Below are 18,281 nucleotides of genomic sequence, written 5' to 3' on the forward strand. Positions count from 1 at the left end.
TCGATTTTCAATGGGGGGATTTGATGAAAAGGCTAGCGAGCGTATTGGCTGCCGCAGTTGCGGTCATTCTGCTGTTCGGATGTACGGCAAATGAACAGGCTGGGCAGGAAACGAAGAAGAAAGCGAAAGAAACGGCTGGAGAACAAGTCCTGAGGCTGAACAATGAAAATGAACCGACATCTTTCGATCCGCCGATCGGCTTTAATAATGTCTCATGGCAGGCGCTGAACAATCTGATGGAAGGTTTGACTAGGCTTGGCGCAGACCATGAACCGGAAGCGGCGTCCGCCGAAAAGTGGAACATTTCCGACGATGGGAAGACATATACTTTTACAATCCGTGATGATGCCAAATGGTCGAACGGAGACCCTTTAACCGCTGGGGATTTTGAATATGCGTGGAAGCGTCTGCTCGATCCGAAAACGGGCTCTTCCGCCGCGTTTTTAGGCTACTTTATCGAAGGCGGCGAGGCCTTTAACAGCGGAAAAGGGGCGAAGGATGATGTCAAAGTCAAAGCGGAGGATGAAAAAACGCTTAAGGTGACACTCGAAAGTCCGCAGCAGTCGTTTTTAAGCATTGTAGCCAATCCGGCTTTTTTCCCGGTTCCTCAGAAAATCGCCGAAAAAAATCCGAAATGGCATGAAGAAGCTGCTACATTTGTCGGCAACGGTCCGTTTAAACTGACAGAATGGAAGCATGATGAAAGCTTTACGATGGTAAAGAGCGATACGTATTGGGACCGGGATACTGTGAAGCTTGATAAAGTGACATGGGCGATGGTCGATGACAGAAATACCGACTACCAAATGTTCGAGTCGAATGAGCTCGATACGGCTTATGTCCCGGCTGAAATGAGCGAGAAGCTGATAGGTTCTGACGAGGTGAAGGTGTTCGATCAGGCAGGTCTTTACTATTACAGATTCAATGTCAATAAAGAACCGTTCCAGAATGAAAAGATCAGAAAAGCGTTTGCGATGGCCGTCGATCAGCAGGAAATCGTCGATTATGTCACAAAAAACGGTGAAAAACCGGCCCGCGGGTTTGTGTCTTCGGGAATCAAAGGGCCGAACGGCAAGGATTTTCGCGAGGAAGGCGGCGATTTGCTCAAATATGACGCCGATGAAGCGAAACAGCTGCTCGAAAAAGGCATGAAGGAAGAAAACTACGAAAAGCTGCCCGCCGTTACGCTGACATACAGCACAAAACCGGAGCATAAAAAAATGGCGGAAGCGATTCAGCAAAAGCTGAAAAGTACGCTCGGCGTCGATGTGAAGCTCGCCAATATGGAATGGAACACATTCCTTGAAGAACAGAAGGCGCTCAAATTTCAATTTTCCCAAAGCTCTTTTCTGGCTGATTATGCGGACCCGATCAACTTCCTGGAAAGCTTTCAAACGGGTAACGCAATGAACAGAACCGGCTGGAGCAATTCAGAGTATGACGAACTGATCAAGGCGGCGAAAAATGAAGCTGATGAAGAAAAACGCACAGAGCTGCTGCATCAGGCTGAAGAACTGCTGTTTGAAGGGATGCCGATCATACCGATCCACTTCTATAATCAAGTCCATTTGGAAAAGGAGAATGTGAAAGGCATCGTCCGTCATCCGGTCGGCTACATTGAACTGAAATGGGCCGAAAAAACGTCATGATCAAACTTGTCCGTCTGCCACTTTCTTTGTGCACGCCACCGCACAGAGGCGGGCGGACTTTTCATAAAGGGGGATGTCTCAGTTGAATATTGCGCCTCAAAGATTAATGCAGGGAGATACAGTCGGTGTGATTGCGCCGGCCAGTCCGCCCGTCCCCGAAAAGCTTGACCGCGCCGTCCGGTTTTTAAAAGAACTCGGGCTTGAAGTCAAAGTGGGACGTTCAGCCATTGAAAGACACGGCTATTTGGCGGGGAACGATGAAGAGCGCTTGGAGGATCTGCACGACATGTTTGAAGACCGTTCGGTCAAAGCTGTCATCTGTGCCTGCGGAGGTTACGGCACGGCGAGGATTGCCGAGAACATTGACTACCGACTCATCAAAAGCCGCCCGAAAATTTTTTGGGGCTATTCAGACATCACTTTTTTACATACAGCGATCAGGCAAAACACCGGACTTATTACATTTCACGGTCCGATGCTCAGTTCGGACATCGGCAAAGAAGACGTGCATCCGCTCACCCGGCGCTCCTTCCGGCAGCTGTTTCAAAAAATGACGCTCACCTATACAGAGGAGCTGTCGCCTTTGGAAACGCTCGGAAACGGTGCGGCGAAAGGGGAGCTTGTCGGCGGAAACCTCGCTCTTCTGGTGACGACGCTCGGTACGCCTTATGAAATTGATACGAAAGGAAAGCTTTTGTTTATCGAGGATGTCGATGAAGAGCCTTACCGAATTGACCGGATGCTGAATCAATTGAAAATGGCCGGGAAATTATCGGACGCCGTCGGCATCCTGCTGTGCGATTTTCATAACTGCTCCCCGAAAAAACGCGGTGAGTCACTTACATTAAAAGAAGTTTTCCAAGATTATATCGCCGCTGCAGGAAAACCGGCGCTATCAGGCTTTAACATCGGCCATTGTTCACCAAATATCGCCGTTCCGGTGGGGGCGCAAGCCGTCCTTGACGCCGACAAAAAACAGCTTACGATCGATCCGGGAATTTCTTGATGGAAAAAGGAGGCTGCTATGAAGATTGCCGAAATGACGACAAACCGTATCGCCGTGCCGCTGAAAAAACCGTTTAAAACAGCGCTTCGAACCGTCCGCACAGCGGAAGCCGTCATTGTCAAATTAACGGCTGAAAACGGGATGACAGGCTGGGGCGAAGCGCCTCCGACTGCCGTCATTACCGGTGAGACGCTTGACAGTATTGAGGGGGCAGTCAACACGATATTCGCACCGGCGCTCTCCGGGCGCAACTTGCGAATGGCGGAGGCGATATTTCATGACATCGACAAGCTGATTGTTGGAAATACAAGCGCAAAGGCCGCTGTAGAAACAGCCGTCTACGATTGCTTGGCGCAGCTTTGCGGTCTTCCCCTGTATCAATTGCTGGGCGGATACAGGCGGGAGATCGAGACGGATTTTACTGTCAGCGTCAATGACCCGGAAGAAATGGGGAAAGACGCGGCCTGTTATGTAAAAGATGGGTTTCGTACGCTCAAAATTAAAGTAGGAAAAAACGATATGGCAACAGACCTCGAACGGATCAGGGAAATCCGCAAACAAGCGGGGGCCGCTGTCCGGATCCGTGTGGACGCCAATCAAGGCTGGACGGCGAAACAGGCTGTCAAAGCCATTCGGAAAATGGAGGATGAGGGGCTTTCGATCGAGCTTGTCGAACAGCCGGTCCACCGGTGCGATCTCGAAGGCTTGAAACAGGTGACAGATGCTGTCGATACGCCGATTATGGCGGACGAAAGCGTGTTTACCCCAAGGGATGCTTTTCACGTGCTGAAAACGAGAAGCGCCGATCTCATCAATATTAAACTGATGAAAGCGGGCGGCATCCGCCAGGCGTTGAAAATCAACGCCATGGCAGAAGCGTGCGGAGTGGAATGCATGGCCGGAAGCATGATCGAAACAAGGGTCGGCATCACAGCAGCCGTCCACTTCGCAGCAAGCCAGAAAAATGTGACAAAATTCGATTTTGATGCGCCGCTCATGCTGAAGAAGGATATTGTTGAAGGCGGCATCCGCTATCATGGAGGAACGATCACGATACCGGATGCTCCCGGACTCGGTATCACGAAAGTCAACCATTGAGAGGGGGAAGACGAATGAGCCTTTATACGACAACCGTCTCGGTCGCCAACGTCTGGACCAGTCCGGAAGCACCGCGCCGCATTGACCAGTTGATGCTGGCAAATCCCGTACATGTAAGAAGCTGGCTTGACGCAATGTCCTTCGATGAGCGTCTTGAGCTGTGTACGGCAAACCTTGTTCAAACACAGGTGCTTTTCGGAGAAGATGTGCAGCTTATAAAAGAGCGGGAAGGCTGGGCTTTCGTCATCATTCCCGGGCAGCCGTCTGCAAAAGATGAACGCGGCTACCCGGGCTGGATACCAAAGGAATGCCTGGCCGAAAAAAGCCCGGCGAAGTCTGAGACAAGCGCCGTCATTCAAAAACCGACGGCTTTTCTATATGATGACAAGAAAATGAAAGTTCTTGAACTGAGCTTTCTCACTAAGCTGCCCGTTTTGTCTTCAGACGGCATTTGGTTTGAGGTTGATACACCGCTCGGACGCAGATGGCTGAAAAAAGAAGATGCGGATATCGAAACACCTGTAAAAGGCAGTGGAGACGACATCGTTCAAACCGGTGAGGCGTTTTTGAACCTGCCCTATCTTTGGGGAGGAATGAGCGGTTTTGGCTACGATTGCTCAGGATTTGTCTTCAATATGCTGAAGGCGAACGGCTGCTCAGCGCCGCGCGATGCCGGCGATCAGGCGAACAGCGGAAAAGAGGTGTCCTTCAGCAGCCCGAAGCGGGGCGATCTACTGTTTTTCGCATATGAAGAAGGCAAAGGGCGGGTTCACCATGTCGGCATTTACTGCGGAAACGGAGAGATGCTGCACTCTCCAAAAACGGGAAAATCGATTGAGGTCATACCTCTTAAAGGCACAATTTATGAAAAAGAGCTGTGTGCCATCAGGCGCTATTTTTAATTAAAACGGGGGGATTGGCATGCAAACCGGCGCTTTATTGAAAGTCAGCCGTCTCAAAATGCACTTTGACGCCGGAAGGGGCAAAACGGTCAAAGCGGTCGACGGCATTTCATTTGATATTAAAGAAGGAGAGACGTTCGGACTCGTCGGAGAATCGGGCTGCGGCAAGTCGACTTCCGGAAGGGTGCTGATGCGCCTTTATCAGCCGACAGAGGGCGAGGTTACATATCGGGGAAAAAACATCCACAATTTGAGCGATGATGAATCATTCCAGTACAACCGCAAAATTCAAATGATTTTTCAAGACCCCTATGCTTCGCTAAATCCGAGGCTAACGGTCAGGGAGATTATGACAGAGCCCATGGAAATCCACGGCCTGTACGGAGGGAAAAAGGCGCGTCTTGAAAAAGCGGACGAGCTTCTGGAAGCAGTCGGCCTGCACAAAAGCTTTGCCAATCGCTATCCCCATGAGTTCAGCGGCGGACAGAGGCAAAGAATCGGCATCGCCAGGGCGCTTGCGCTTGAGCCTGAATTTATCGTCGCTGATGAGCCGATATCCGCACTTGATGTCTCCGTCCAGGCGCAAGTCGTCAACCTTTTGAAAAAGCTGCAAAAGGAAAAAGGGCTCACGTTTTTATTTATCGCCCACGATCTTTCCATGGTGAAGCACATCAGCGACCGGATCGGCGTCATGTATCTCGGGCACATGGTCGAGATCACCGACAGCGTCCGGCTTTATCAAGAACCGCTGCATCCTTATACTCAGGCGCTTTTATCGGCTATCCCGATTCCCGATCCGGATGTGGAAGATAAGCGGAAACGAATCATACTGAAAGGCGAGCTGCCAAGTCCGATCGATCCGCCGAGCGGCTGCGTTTTCAGAACGAGATGTCCCGCCGCGACGGACATTTGCACCGCCAAAAAACCGCTCTTAAAAGAAGCCGATGACGGTCATTTTGTCGCCTGCCATCTGTATGACGGCGACGCGAGAAAAGAGGAGGACGGCATGAAGGTGACGCTGCAGGCGAGGTGAATATAGAAAGAAGGAGCCCTTGTTACAGGGCTCCTCAGTTTGCCGGCGACTTTTCAGAATCGCTCAGCCGCTCATGCCAAATGAAACAAGGATCAGGCGCCGCCTTGGTGACATCCGGTAGAAGTACGCTCAATCGGCAATGTACAGCATCTGAAAGACCCGCCGGATTTTATGATCTCGGATAAGTCGATTTCGATGACCGTATAGCCCCTTTTTCTGAGCTCCTGATTCACGTGGCGGTTAACAGGCAGGCTGATCACGGTTTTATTGCCGATGGACAGAACGTTTGTACCGAGTTGGAACTGTTCATCATCCGTAATTTCGATCATCTCATAGCGTTTTTTCAAGACGTCGTATTCTCTTTCTCCTAAGGCTTTTGGATAGACAAGCGCTTCTGTCGGCGAAAGAATGTTGAAGACGCAATCCAGATGAAGGAACGTTTCTTCAAACGGAACCGGTATGACTTCATAAGAGGGAAGCCTGCGCTTCAGCTCTTGGACGGCCGAGAACGTCGTTCTGTGGCTGATGCCGGCATATATGGTATTTTGGTCGACGAGGATGTCGCCGCCTTCGATTTGATAGCCTTCATTAAATGCGGCCCAGGAGATCTGTTCTTTTGCCAGCCATTCCTGCAGGACGTTTTCTTCGCCCTGGCGGATGTCGGCTGATAGCTGTGCGGAAAACACAGTGTCTCCGATCGTAAACCCGATATCGCGCGTGAAAACCTGTTCCGGAAATTGGCTTAAAGCAGGCAGAATCACGACTTCAATACCCCGGCTCTCCAATTCTTTTATCAATGTATGATGCTGGCGGACGGCCAGCGTTTTATCGATATTATCTTTTTGAAAATACTTTTGTGTTTCATTGATCACTTCTGCAATCTCCATATATTCCGGTCTGCATAACACCACTTTTTTTAAGACGTCGTATTCGCTTGTACAGCCCGCCCCGCGGTTTTTTTTCGATAATGCTGAGTCCATTTTGATTCCCCCGTCCTCTCTTTAGTCATTTCATTATTCCCTTCCCGCAGCGAGAAATAAACCTTTTAGCCAGAAAATCTGACAGTCAGCCGGATAAAAAAGTTTAGACAAATGAATTCTAATAGTGTTTAATATAGAAAAAATCCACTTTACAAACGCATCTTAGTAGACATCAAAGGAGTAATGGATGATGAATGGACCTGAAAAGAGATACTGCAAAGAATCAAAAGTTGTCAAAACAAGCAGGGTATTTCCGCTTGATACGAACAATCACAACACCTTGTTCGGCGGCAAGCTGATGAGCTATATCGACGATATCGCTTCGATTTCGGCAGCGAGACACTCGAGGTGTGAAACCGTGACAGCTTCCATGGATTCCGTCGATTTTCTCGAACCGATCCGCCAGGAGGATTCCGTCTGCCTTGAATCTTATGTGACATGGGTCGGCAGAACGTCAATGGAGGTATTCGTCAAAGTCATTAAAGAGCATTTGCTGACAGGCGAACGAAAGCTTGCGGCGACATCCTTTTTAACCTTCGTGGCGCTTGATCAGGACGGCAATCCTCAGGCCGTTCCCCAAGTTGTACCGCAGTCTGAAGAAGAAATCATGCTGCACCAGACCGCCCGGCAGCGCGCCGAAGAACGGAAAAACCATCGCAAACACAGCAAAGCGCTGGCCCAGGCGCTGGCTGTTGACAAACCTTGGTAAACATACGAACAAAACCCCGGCTCAGGTATCAGTTGCCGGGGTTTTGCTGTGTCATGAATACACAAACCAATATTTGTTCAAAATAAATGACAAAAAACGGAAAGAAGTTTTGGGTGAAATGCTTGAATTTGTATGGACTTTTTTAGCCAAGCCTGCTTTAGTGTTCTCTATAGCTTATATTCTTTTCCGAATCGCAGGGAAGAAAGCCGTTTCGCAAATGACGAACTTCGACCTTTTGCTGACATTTGCGATTGGAACGATCATCAGCGAACCGATTCTTACTTCTAAAATTTCAATGTCCATTTATTACGCACTTACCTTTCTGATCTTCTATTTGTTGATTGAAAAGCTGTCATTACACAATAAATGGCGCTGGTTTCTTGTCGTCAGTCCGACCGTGCTGATCCGAAACGGCAATATTGATGAAGGGGGATTAAAAAGAGAGCGGCTGACCGTCAATGAACTGCTCGGCAAATTGCGCGAAAAAGGCTATGCCGATCCGAAAGATATCGACATCGCCCTGATTGAAGAATCGGGCCAGATCAGCGTGATTCCCAAATCGGAAGCGAGGCCTGTACAGCCGCGGGACCTCAACTTGGAGACGAAGCGGAATTTCGTGCCGATTCCGCTCATTTTAGACGGCGAAATTATCGAACACAATTTAAAATACTTGAAAAGAACGAAAGAATGGCTGTTTCAAAAATTAGAGGATAAAGGGATTGAGCAAGCGATGCTGCCAACCATTACGCTCGGCACCTTGAACGAAAAAAATGAAATTATGATTGATAGGGAAGATCCCGGCAGCCCGTTAACTGATGATCCATATCTTTATAAACCGGGGCAAGACCATTAATTTTCGCCGAATAGGCGATTTTTTTATTTTGTACTATTTCAGAAAAATATTAAGAGTCTGTTCTTTTCTTCATCCGTAAAATGAAACAGGGCATTTGTCACGAAAGTTGAAAATGGTGTCACAAAAAATAGGAGGAAAATATGTTGTTTTCTGTATTTTTATAGCATATATTAGTTTTTGTGAAAAAATTTTGATGGTAGGTGCAATTGATGAAAAGGTTTTTTAGTGTAATGATTTTGGGTGCCCTGCTGCTGCTCGGCACTTCTGTGCCAATCGAAGCGGCAGACTACGGACGCGACGTTCTCGGCTCAAAAGATGGCTGGGGCGCTTACGGAAAAGGAACGACCGGAGGTGCTGACGCTTCTTCTGATCAGGCATATACGGTCAAAAACCGCAAGCAGCTTGTTGAGGCATTAGGGGGAGACAATAAAAAGAACAGCGAAAATGATACGCCGAAGATCATCTATGTGAAGGGAACAATCAATCTTAGTGTTGATGATGACAACAATCCTTTAGGCTATGAAGATTATAAAGACCCTGAATATTCGATCGAAGCGTATCTCAAAGCTTATGATCCGAAGAAATGGGGGAAAAAGGAGCCGTCAGGAAAGCTTGAAGAGGCAAGGCTCCGCTCCAAAGACAATCAGAGGGAGCGTGTCTTGATCAGAGTCGGTTCAAACACGACGATAATCGGGCTCGGAGATGATGCGAAAATCGTCGGCGGAGGCCTTTATGTCAAAAACGCGGAAAACATCATTATCCGCAATATCGAATTCGAAAACGCGTACGATTTCTTCCCTGGCTGGGATCCGACGGATGGGAGCAGCGGAAACTGGAATTCAGAATATGACAACCTGCTGATTGAAATGTCCAAAAATATTTGGATCGACCACTGCTCATTCAATGACGGAGATCAGCCTGATGAGCTGACCGAAACGTATTTCGGGCGTGAATTCCAGCATCACGACGGACTGCTGGATATCAAAAAGCAGTCGGATTTTATTACGGTATCCTACAGCATATTTTCAGGACATTCTAAAAACACGATTATCGGATCAAGCGACAGCTACAAAGCAGACAACGGTCATTTAAGGGTGACATTCCACCACAATCTCTACGAAAATATAAAAGAGCGGGCACCGCGCGTCCGCTACGGAAAAGTGCACATTTACAACAACTATTTTAAAAGCACGAAAGACAGCTACAATTATTCATGGGGTGTAGGCTATTCTTCAAAAATTTATGCTGAGGACAACTACTTCGACCTGCCGGAAGGAACGAAGCCTCAAAAATTGATGAAGGTCTTTAAAGGTGACGCTTTATATGAAAAAGATACGGTCGTAAACAACCAAAAAAGCGTCGCAAAAATCGATGTTGTCAGCACATACAACAAAGCAAACCATGCGTCTGTCAAAAAATCGGCCGGCTGGAAGCCGACGCTGTTTGAAAAAATCGACGATGCAGAAGATGTGCCGGCAATCGTTGAAGCGCACGCAGGCGCAGGAAAACTGAAGTAATCAAGCAAAGCGGACATGCAGATGATGTCCGCTTTTTTGTTTAGGTATCTTGCAATACAAAATAGCGCATGTTATGATTTATGTATCTTGTATTGCAAGATACATAAAAGAGGTGGCTTATGAGTTCAACGCAAATGCTGAAAGGGATTTTAGAAGGATGTCTGCTTGCTGTCATATCCGAGGGGGAGATATACGGCTATGAAATGACAAAGGTGCTTGCGGGATACGGTTTTTCAGATATCAGCGAAGGAAGCATCTATCCGATTCTCCTCCGCATGCAAAAGGAAAAATGGGTGGAGACCGAACTAAAACGGTCGGCGAGCGGCCCGAAGAGAAAATATTACAGACTGACGCCCCTTGGCGAAGCGGAGCTTCAATCGTTCATCGGCCGTTGGAAAGCATTATCCGGGAACGTTAATGCGCTGCTCGAAAAAAAACTGAAGGAGATGTGAAATCGTGCTATCAAAAGACATGCAAAACGTATTGGACGACATGAGATTGTATTTAATGTCTGTAGGAAAAAGCGACAAAGAAATCGAAGGGATCATGAATGAGCTGACCGTTCATGCCTTGGAAGGGGAAAAGGAAGGAAAAACCGTCCGGCAAATTTTTGGGGATTCTCCCAAGTCATATGTTCAAGCGCTGTCAAAAGAGCTTTCATCAAGGCCGGGGGAGATCGCCAAGTTGTTCTTTGCCATTTTGATCGGCGCGATATCCTATTTTATATTCAGTGACGCCGTGAACGACAGCCTCAATTATTCGGTCTATGTACTGGCAGGCTATCCGCTTTATATTTTGCTGGCAGCGGCTATGTTACCGCTGTTGGGCCGCGTTTCAGCGTTTAAAGGGAAGAAAACGGCCTTCATGTATACGGTGATGTACACCGCTTTGACGTTTTTTCCGATTTTGGCGATTATTTTTATTGATCGGCAATTCGGGACACCTATTCTTTCGTTTGACGGGGGAAGCCGCTGGCTGATTATGGCTCTGTCGTTTCTCGTGATCGTACTTTTGTCTTTCAGGTTGAAAGCTGCAGCCTTGTCCATATTGCCGCTGCTTTTAGCCGGAACGCATTTTTTGTTTCAGTATATGAAGTGGGATTCAGCCGGAGCCATGCTGGCAGAAACTTATATTCCCTATATCGGGCTGCTGCTCGTCATGTTCATTGAGACAAAGCGTGCCAAAAATACGGCTCAATATGAATGAAATACGGAAGAGCATGATATTTTTTAAGGTAAAGACTCTTGCCTTTTGGCGATCACAATGTTTATGATCAGAGCATGAAAGGTGGCCGATATATGGATATGATGTGGGGCTATGTACTCGTCTTTATTTTGGCTGCGATTCCGTGGTTTGAAGTGATCGGTGTCGTGCCGCTAGCGATCGTTGCCGGGCTTAAACCGGTTCCGTCCGCTATTATCGCACTATTCGGAAATCTGTTAACTGTACTGCTGCTTATTTTTTTAATTGACAAAGTGAAGGCGTGGCTTGAAAGAAAACGCGGGGAGCGGGGAACGGAGACCGATAAGCTCTCAAAAAGGAAAAGCAGAGCGAAAAAAATATGGCTGACCTACGGCATCCCTGGCCTTTCTTTCGTCGGACCTTTCTTTATCGGCTCCCACTTAACCGCGTTTATGTGCATGGGCTTCGGGGCCAAGCGAAGGCAAACGGCGCTCTGGATGACGGGGAGTCTCACGGTATGGACAGCGGTGTCGGCTGTCGCTGCCTACTACGGTTTCAGTTTCCTCGCTCCTGAAAATGAAGGGCTGCTGAAAAATATCTTTAAACAAGAGGAGTGAAGTTATGCCGTTTTTAAAGGATTTATCTCCAGTTGAAGAGATGGCGCCGACAGTCGGGGTGCTTTTTTCGGCGGTCAATGAAAACATCGAACGGCTGAAATCAATCGTCTCCGGCATCAGCCGGGAGGAGCTGGAATATAAGGGGGAGCATGGCGACAAAAACAGCATCGCCCAGCTGATCTATCATTTAATCAATGTCGATATTCGCTGGGTATACAGGCTGAAGGGAAGCGAATTTCCCAGAGAGCTGGAAGAGAAATACGGGCCGATGACAGATGAAAACGGACGTTTGCCTGAGGTAAAAGGCTTACCCTTATCCGTGTTAATCGAGTGGTATGACGAGGTGCTGGAGATGTTGAAACGCACCGTTAAAGGCTTCTCGGAAACAGACTTGTTGAAGAAGGTTCCGTATGAGGGAGGGTTTTCGACCATCCGCTGGGGAATCTGGCATATGTCTGATCATAACCGCTATCACCAAGCGCATATCCAGGCCTGCTTAGGGGAGTACCGCAAGCAAAACAGTTGATTTTTTCGAATGATTTGGTATGATGCTAATTAGCAAACTTCATAGCGTTAAAGTTTTCTAGGGTTCCGCACATTCGGATGTGGTCTGGTCCGAGAGAAAACACATATGATTTGTTCATATGCACACGGAGGGATAAAAGCCCGGGAGTATCGTTTTCATCGATAACCCGGGTTTTTTCTTTTGCTGAAAATGAATTGGAGGGATTTTGATGAGATGGGGCAGTGTCATACTTGCAGCCTTGTTTGAAATTGGCTGGGTCATGGGGCTGAAACACGCTGATTCGGCTCTTGAATGGATCGGCACGGCGGCGGCCGTCGCGATGAGCTTTTATATACTGGTGAAGGCGGGAGAGAAGCTGCCGGTCGGAACCGTGTATGCCGTATTTACCGGTCTCGGCACAGCGGGAACGGTCGTCTGCGAAATCGTCTTGTTTCATGAGCCGGCAAATATCGCCAAGCTTGCTCTGATCGGTGTTTTGCTATGCGGCGTGATCGGCTTGAAGCTTGTAACAAATGAAGAGAAAGGGGAGGCGTCATAATGGAATGGATCTGCCTCATCGCCGCCGGTATACTGGAAATGCTCGGCGTGACGATGATGAACCAGTTTCATAAAGACAAGCGGCTGAGATGGATCTTATTGTTGATCATCGGTTTTGTCGCTTCGTTTTTCTTGCTATCCCTTGCGATGGAGACGCTGCCGATGGGAACGGCGTATGCAGTTTGGACAGGGATTGGCACGGTTGGAGGTGCGCTTGTCGGCATCCTGTTTTACGGAGAGCCGAAAGACGGAAAACGCATCTTTTTCATCGCGCTCATTTTGGGATCAGCCGTCGGACTGAAACTGATAAGCTAGAGTCCGGCCCGTGCACTTTATGGCAAATGGGCGTCCGTAAATTGATTTTTCAATAAACTCCAGTATAATGAAAAGATAGTTTACGAATTACAAGCAAAGAGGGTTTTACGAAAATGAATGCATATATGAAACAGCAGTTATCGCAATATCAGGAAATCAATAACGATAAGGCCCGCCTTCTGGTCAGCTGTCCGGATCAGCCTGGAATCGTCGCCGCCGTTTCTTCCTTTTTATTTGAAAATGGCGCGAATATTATTGAATCGAGCCAGTATACGACAGACCCTGAAGGAGGCCGGTTCTTTCTGCGGATTGAGTTTGAAGCCGAAGGCATCCGCAAAAAGATCGAACAGATGAAAGCGACATTCGCCACTGTGGCGGAGTCCTTCCAAATGACGTGGAGCATGAATTTGGCGAGCGAGCTGAAACGCGTCGCTATCTTCGTTTCAAAAGATCTTCACTGCTTGCATGAACTGCTGTGGGAGTGGCAGAGCGGCAATTTGATGGCGGAAATTGCAGCGGTTATCAGCAATCATGAAGATGCAAGAGAAACCGTTGAATCGCTGAATATTCCGTTCCTTTACATGAAAGCGAACAAAGACATCCGTGAAGAAGTGGAAAAACAGCAGCTGAAATGGCTTGAAGAGTACCGTGCGGATGTCATCGTTCTCGCCCGCTACATGCAGATTTTAACGCCTGATTTTGTCTCGGCTCATCCAAACAAAATCATTAATATTCACCACTCATTCCTGCCGGCTTTTATCGGAGCGAATCCGTATAAACGGGCATATGAAAGAGGCGTTAAACTGATCGGAGCAACATCGCATTATGTGACAAACGAATTGGATGAAGGACCGATCATCGAACAGGATATCGAACGGGTCGACCACAGAGACAATGTGGAAGCATTGAAAAACATCGGCCGCACGATTGAGAGAAGCGTTTTGGCAAGAGCGGTCAAATGGCACTTGGAAGACCGGATTATCGTGTATGGAAACAAGACGATCGTCTTTAATTAAATTGTTTGATCTCCCTCTTGACAGAGGCGTTTTTCCTAGGCATAATAATAAAAAATCACGAGCGTTGAAGAGGGCCAGTAAGCAGTTCTTTCTGTGAAAGAGAGTGAAATGGCATGCTGAAACATTTCACCACATGAAACCTGCTGAACCTGCCTCGGAGTCTCAGGGGGAAAACCTGGGCGCATACCCTGGCGTTAAAGGGGAAAGAGGAGTGCGCTTTTTTCTCGCGCATTCAATGAAGGTGGTACCGCGGAAAGCTCTTTTCGTCCTTTTTATTTGGACGAAAAGGGCTTTTTTTGTTGGCTTCTGCCAGATCATCTCGGAGGGGAAAAACGTGAAAAAACAACGGATTGTCATTAAAATCGGAAGCAGTTCATTAACCAATTCGAAAGGCAGCATCGATGAGGCGAAGATCAATGACCATGTTCGGGCGATAGCTGCTCTGAAAAAAGAAGGCCATGAAGTCATCTTCATTTCGTCGGGGGCTGTCGCTGCGGGATTTTTACAGCTCGGCTATCCCGCGAGGCCTGTCACGCTAAAGGGGAAACAGGCTGCAGCGGCCGTCGGCCAGAGCTTGTTAATGCAGACATACATCAAGCATTTTGCAGACCGCGATATCAAGCCTGCGCAAATTTTATTGACAAGAAACGATTTTGCCAAACGGGAACGGTATCGAAATGCATATGCGACCATTATGGAACTGATTGAACGGGGGCTTGTCCCGATTATTAATGAAAATGATTCGGTATCTGTTGAAGAATTGACGTTTGGGGACAATGACATGCTATCCGCCCTGGTGAGCGGACTGATTCATGCCGACAAACTCATCATTTTAACGGATATTAACGGCCTCTATGATTCGAATCCGAATGAACATCCTGATGCCCGCCGTTTTGATTACATTCCCGAAATTACGGACGAACTTTTGGGCTGCGCCGCATCCGCCGGTTCAAAAGTCGGGACGGGCGGAATGAAGTCGAAGCTTTTGGCGGCAAAAACCGCTCTTTCACTCGGCGTCAATGTTTTCATAGGCGCCGGAGAGGGAGATGATAAGCTGATTCAGATTTTAAAAGGAAACGGGGACGGTACCTATATCGGCCAATCCGACCTGTCTTCCGTCAACAATCATAGACAGTGGATCGCTTTTCACTCTCCTGTCTCAGGGAAGATTACCGTTGATGAGGGGGCTGAGCTGGCGATTATCGAAAATGGCGGCAGCTTGCTGCCGGCCGGCGTAACAGCAATATCCGGGGATTTTCCGAAAGGGGCGGTTGTCGAAGTTTACGGACCGAACGGCTTGGCCGGAAAAGGCCAAACGCTGTACTCCGCAGCAGAACTTGAAGAGGTGAAAGGGAAACGAAGCGATGAGTTCCATCATGAAGAAGGGATAGAAGTCATCCATCGAAATGATTGGGTAAGTATTAAAGAATAAGGGGATGAAAGAATGAGCGAAGTGATTGAAAAAGCAAAAAAGGCTAAAGTCGCAAAAGAAGAACTGGTTCATCAGCCGACTGCAAAGAAAAATGAGGCGCTTTCCTTCATCGCCGAGGCGCTCCGCTTTAAGCAAGATGAGATATTGGCAGAAAACGAGAAAGATATCGTTCGCGGCAAAGAAAAAGGCTTTTCACCTGCGCTGCTTGACCGACTTGCCTTAACGCCGGAGAGACTGAATGATATGGCAGACGCCGTCATGCTGCTCATCAAGCTTGAAGATCCTGTGGGGGAAACGCTTGAAACGATCCGCAAAGACAACGGGCTTTTCATTGAAAATGTCAGGGTTCCGCTCGGAGTCGTCGGCATGATCTACGAGGCCCGGCCGAATGTAACGGTCGACGCCGCGACCCTCTGTTTGAAAACGGGAAATGCCGTCATCCTGCGGGGCAGTTCATCAGCCATCAACAGCAATCAAGCGCTCGTCCGCGTGATCAGAGAAGCGCTCGAACAATCTGCGCTTCCGGAGGATGCCGTTCAGCTCATTGAAGATACAAGCAGGGAAGCGGCAAAACAGCTGTTCACTTTAAACGACGGCTTGGATGTCCTGATTCCGCGAGGAGGGAAAGACCTCATTGATATGGTGGTGCGGGAATCCACAGTGCCTGTCCTTGAAACAGGCGCGGGAAACTGTCACATATTCATTGATGAATCGGCTCGGTCCGACATGGCCGAGCAGGTTGTAATCAATGCCAAAACGCAGCGTCCTTCTGTCTGCAATGCGATTGAAACGGTGCTTATCCATAAAGACTGGGCGAAGAAGCATACGACAGCGCTGCTTCAAAAGCTTGAAGAAGCAGGCGTTGAAATCAGGGGAGACGAAGCTGTATGTGCGCTGCTGCCATCTGCGGTTCCTGCTCGCGAGACCGACTGGGAAACCGAGTTTCTTGCGCCGGTTGTCAGCATCAAAATTGTCGCCGGAATCGATGAAGCCATCCGGCACATCAGGCAGTACGGCACGCGTCATTCGGAAGCGATTCTGACTGAAAATCAGGAAAACGCCCGGTTTTTCTTAACGTCTGTTGACGCTGCAGCGGTTTACCACAATGCTTCCACGCGTTTTACGGACGGCTTTGAATTCGGCTATGGCGCCGAAATCGGCATCAGCACGCAAAAGCTTCATGCAAGGGGGCCGATGGGCCTTAAAGCGCTGACTTCTTCTAAATATATCATTAAAGGAAACGGGCAAATCCGGATATGAAAGTGAAACATCCTGTCTTGACATGCAGACAGGATGTTTTTTTGTTGCGTTTTCGTATTTAATTTTATAAAATTTAATTGTGCACAATATAAATTAAAGGAGACGATAAATCATGAAACCTATATTTACCTCGCAAGCTACTGCCAAAGGCGGCAGAGACGGACAAGTCACCTCATCTGACCGCGTCCTTGAACTGGAGCTGGCCATGCCGGGAACGCCAAAAGCCAAGAAGAACGAAAATGCCACCAATCCGGAGCAGCTGTTTGCTGCCGGATATGCGGCATGCTTTGACAGTGCATTGCAATTGACCGCCCAAAAAGCGCGTCTTCGAATGGAGACAGAGGTGACGGCAAACGTCAGCCTTCTGAAAGATGAAGCAGATGGAGGCTATAAGCTCAGTGTCACGCTGCAAGTAAAAGGAACCGGCGTTGAACAGCCGGAGCTCGAAAAACTCGTTCATCAAGCTCATACCGTTTGTCCTTATTCAAAAGCGATTTCCGGAAATGTTGATGTCAGCCTTGAAGTCATTTCTTAAAAAAAAGGCGCCTTCATATCGAAGGCGCCTTTTTGCTGTCTTTACAGCGCATCTGTTTTTTTCGTCAATGAAGCCAGAAGGGATTCAAGCGTTTGTTTCAAGTTCTTCAGTTCGCCAGCCGACAGATCGGTCTGGGCGATCATGTGTTGCGGAATGCTGCTCGCTTTTTCCTGAAGTGCCTGGCCGCCTGCTGTCAGTCTGACGACCACAGACCGTTCATCTTCAGGTGACCGCTCCCTTGTTAAAAGCCCGTGCTGCTCCATCCTCTTCAGCATCGGCGTCAGTGTGCCGGAATCGAGATAAAGGAGCTTGCCCATTGTTTTGACGTTTAATTCCCCGTGCTCCCATAATAAAAGGAGTGCGAGGTACTGCGGATACGTAATATTGAGTTTATCAAGCAGCGGCTTGTAAAGCTTCGTCATTTCACGCGAACTGGCATAAAGGAGAAAACAAAGCTGTCTGTCAAGCCTCATATGTTCAAATTCGTTTGTCATCGTTTCACCAACTCTTTTTTATGTTCCTTTTTATTGTATAAGATTTTTCGTTTTTTTCCCATTGTTCTGCAGAAAACCCGAAAAAACAAAAACGGATGTTTAAAAAACTCATTTTGTGAAATATAAAGAGTAGAGGAAAAAAACGTAAGGAGGAATCAGGATGACTGCATTATTTACAGCAAAAGTCACGGCAAAAGGCGGAAGATCAGGACATGTCACATCAGATGACGGGGTTTTGGATCACAACATTGTCATGCCAAATGAAAAAAAAGAAGGCGAATCAGGGACAAATCCTGAACAGCTCTTTGCGGCGGGATACGCGGCGTGCTTCGGCGGCGCATTGGAGCATGTCGCAAAACAAAAAGGCATTAACATCGATTCTGAGGTTGAGGGCCATGTGAGCTTGCTGAAGGATGAGAGTGACGGCGGTTTTAAAATCGGCGTCAAGCTGATCGTCACCTCAGGCGGGGTAGACAAAGAAAAAGCGAAAGAGCTGGTCGAAGCCGCTCATGACTTTTGCCCTTATTCAAAAGCGACGAGAGGAAATATCGACGTCAGCCTTGAAGTAAAATAAACAAACGGGAAAGATGAAAACGAGAAAGCAAACAAAGCTTGTTTGC

Annotated in this window: 21 protein-coding genes, 1 riboswitch and 1 other annotated feature; of the genes, 19 read left to right on the top strand and 2 right to left on the bottom strand. The window is 48.0% G+C overall.

What is annotated here, in order from left to right:
- Positions 1-23: 23 nt before the first annotated feature.
- From MHB72_RS07550 to MHB72_RS07570, 5 genes are all read left to right on the top strand, one after another.
- Positions 24-1,649, top strand: a complete 1,626-nt coding sequence (locus tag MHB72_RS07550) for a peptide ABC transporter substrate-binding protein (RefSeq protein WP_023856766.1) — start codon at positions 24-26, stop codon at positions 1,647-1,649.
- A gap of 73 nt (positions 1,650-1,722) precedes the next feature.
- The gene (locus MHB72_RS07555) at positions 1,723-2,655 is read left to right on the top strand and encodes a S66 peptidase family protein (RefSeq protein ID WP_229105316.1); all 933 of its coding nucleotides are present in this window, start codon (positions 1,723-1,725) and stop codon (positions 2,653-2,655) included.
- Between the two features lie 18 nt (positions 2,656-2,673).
- Complete coding sequence (locus tag MHB72_RS07560) at positions 2,674-3,753, top strand: mandelate racemase/muconate lactonizing enzyme family protein (protein ID WP_216920407.1); 1,080 nt, start codon at positions 2,674-2,676, stop codon at positions 3,751-3,753.
- Positions 3,754-3,767: 14 nt separating this feature from the next.
- Entirely contained in the window at positions 3,768-4,655 is an 888-nt protein-coding gene (locus MHB72_RS07565; protein WP_216920409.1) for a C40 family peptidase, read from the top strand.
- A 19-nt stretch (positions 4,656-4,674) separates the two neighbouring features.
- Positions 4,675-5,688: an ABC transporter ATP-binding protein gene (locus MHB72_RS07570; RefSeq protein ID WP_216920411.1), complete on the top strand. Its 1,014-nt coding sequence runs from the start codon at positions 4,675-4,677 to the stop codon at positions 5,686-5,688.
- A gap of 92 nt (positions 5,689-5,780) precedes the next feature.
- On the opposite strand, the gene MHB72_RS07575 is transcribed toward MHB72_RS07570, so the two are convergent.
- Positions 5,781-6,668 carry a dimethylarginine dimethylaminohydrolase family protein gene (locus MHB72_RS07575; protein WP_023856768.1) on the bottom strand — a complete coding sequence of 296 codons (888 nt, stop codon included), beginning with the start codon at positions 6,666-6,668 and terminating at the stop codon, positions 5,781-5,783.
- Between the two features lie 190 nt (positions 6,669-6,858).
- Here MHB72_RS07575 and MHB72_RS07580 point away from each other — a divergent pair, with 190 nt between their 5' ends.
- From MHB72_RS07580 to MHB72_RS07640, 13 genes are all read left to right on the top strand, one after another.
- Positions 6,859-7,377: an acyl-CoA thioesterase gene (locus MHB72_RS07580; RefSeq protein ID WP_023856769.1), complete on the top strand. Its 519-nt coding sequence runs from the start codon at positions 6,859-6,861 to the stop codon at positions 7,375-7,377.
- A 118-nt stretch (positions 7,378-7,495) separates the two neighbouring features.
- Positions 7,496-8,230: a DUF421 domain-containing protein gene (locus tag MHB72_RS07585; RefSeq protein ID WP_101561225.1), complete on the top strand. Its 735-nt coding sequence runs from the start codon at positions 7,496-7,498 to the stop codon at positions 8,228-8,230.
- A 209-nt stretch (positions 8,231-8,439) separates the two neighbouring features.
- Positions 8,440-9,747 (top strand): pectate lyase family protein, encoded by a 1,308-nt coding sequence (locus MHB72_RS07590; RefSeq protein ID WP_216920413.1) that lies wholly within the window; start codon positions 8,440-8,442, stop codon positions 9,745-9,747.
- A 119-nt stretch (positions 9,748-9,866) separates the two neighbouring features.
- A complete protein-coding gene (locus MHB72_RS07595) occupies positions 9,867-10,199 on the top strand; it encodes a PadR family transcriptional regulator (RefSeq protein ID WP_216920415.1) in 333 nt (110 codons plus the stop codon).
- A 4-nt stretch (positions 10,200-10,203) separates the two neighbouring features.
- Entirely contained in the window at positions 10,204-10,953 is a 750-nt protein-coding gene (locus MHB72_RS07600) for a DUF1129 domain-containing protein (protein WP_020451092.1), read from the top strand.
- Between the two features lie 92 nt (positions 10,954-11,045).
- Positions 11,046-11,546 carry a small multi-drug export protein gene (locus MHB72_RS07605; RefSeq protein ID WP_026579828.1) on the top strand — a complete coding sequence of 167 codons (501 nt, stop codon included), beginning with the start codon at positions 11,046-11,048 and terminating at the stop codon, positions 11,544-11,546.
- 4 nt (positions 11,547-11,550) lie between these two features.
- Positions 11,551-12,072: a DinB family protein gene (locus MHB72_RS07610; RefSeq protein WP_020451094.1), complete on the top strand. Its 522-nt coding sequence runs from the start codon at positions 11,551-11,553 to the stop codon at positions 12,070-12,072.
- A 46-nt stretch (positions 12,073-12,118) separates the two neighbouring features.
- Positions 12,119-12,221, top strand: a riboswitch (guanidine-I (ykkC/yxkD leader).
- Between the two features lie 59 nt (positions 12,222-12,280).
- Positions 12,281-12,610, top strand: coding sequence for a DMT family transporter (locus tag MHB72_RS07615; protein WP_020451095.1), 330 nt, complete (start codon positions 12,281-12,283; stop codon positions 12,608-12,610).
- Positions 12,610-12,924, top strand: coding sequence for a DMT family transporter (locus MHB72_RS07620; RefSeq protein ID WP_101560776.1), 315 nt, complete (start codon positions 12,610-12,612; stop codon positions 12,922-12,924). The genes MHB72_RS07615 and MHB72_RS07620 overlap by 1 nt, the downstream gene beginning before the upstream one ends.
- A 113-nt stretch (positions 12,925-13,037) precedes the next feature.
- Positions 13,038-13,940, top strand: a complete 903-nt coding sequence (purU, locus tag MHB72_RS07625; RefSeq protein ID WP_216920417.1) for a formyltetrahydrofolate deformylase — start codon at positions 13,038-13,040, stop codon at positions 13,938-13,940.
- Positions 13,941-13,995: 55 nt separating this feature from the next.
- Positions 13,996-14,214 (top strand) — a binding site (T-box leader).
- A 60-nt stretch (positions 14,215-14,274) separates the two neighbouring features.
- Positions 14,275-15,372 (top strand): glutamate 5-kinase, encoded by a 1,098-nt coding sequence (proB, locus tag MHB72_RS07630; protein WP_216920426.1) that lies wholly within the window; start codon positions 14,275-14,277, stop codon positions 15,370-15,372.
- Positions 15,373-15,384: 12 nt separating this feature from the next.
- Positions 15,385-16,632, top strand: a complete 1,248-nt coding sequence (locus tag MHB72_RS07635; RefSeq protein WP_149169424.1) for a glutamate-5-semialdehyde dehydrogenase — start codon at positions 15,385-15,387, stop codon at positions 16,630-16,632.
- A 112-nt stretch (positions 16,633-16,744) separates the two neighbouring features.
- Positions 16,745-17,167 carry an organic hydroperoxide resistance protein gene (locus MHB72_RS07640; protein ID WP_216920428.1) on the top strand — a complete coding sequence of 141 codons (423 nt, stop codon included), beginning with the start codon at positions 16,745-16,747 and terminating at the stop codon, positions 17,165-17,167.
- A 41-nt stretch (positions 17,168-17,208) separates the two neighbouring features.
- On the opposite strand, the gene MHB72_RS07645 is transcribed toward MHB72_RS07640, so the two are convergent.
- Positions 17,209-17,661, bottom strand: a complete 453-nt coding sequence (locus tag MHB72_RS07645) for a MarR family winged helix-turn-helix transcriptional regulator (RefSeq protein ID WP_020451102.1) — start codon at positions 17,659-17,661, stop codon at positions 17,209-17,211.
- 160 nt (positions 17,662-17,821) lie between these two features.
- Here MHB72_RS07645 and MHB72_RS07650 point away from each other — a divergent pair, with 160 nt between their 5' ends.
- Complete coding sequence (locus MHB72_RS07650) at positions 17,822-18,235, top strand: organic hydroperoxide resistance protein (RefSeq protein ID WP_020451103.1); 414 nt, start codon at positions 17,822-17,824, stop codon at positions 18,233-18,235.
- Positions 18,236-18,281: the final 46 nt, after the last annotated feature.

This window comes from Bacillus sp. FSL K6-1284 (genome assembly GCF_038002625.1).
GTDB lineage: Bacteria > Bacillota > Bacilli > Bacillales > Bacillaceae > Bacillus > Bacillus paralicheniformis.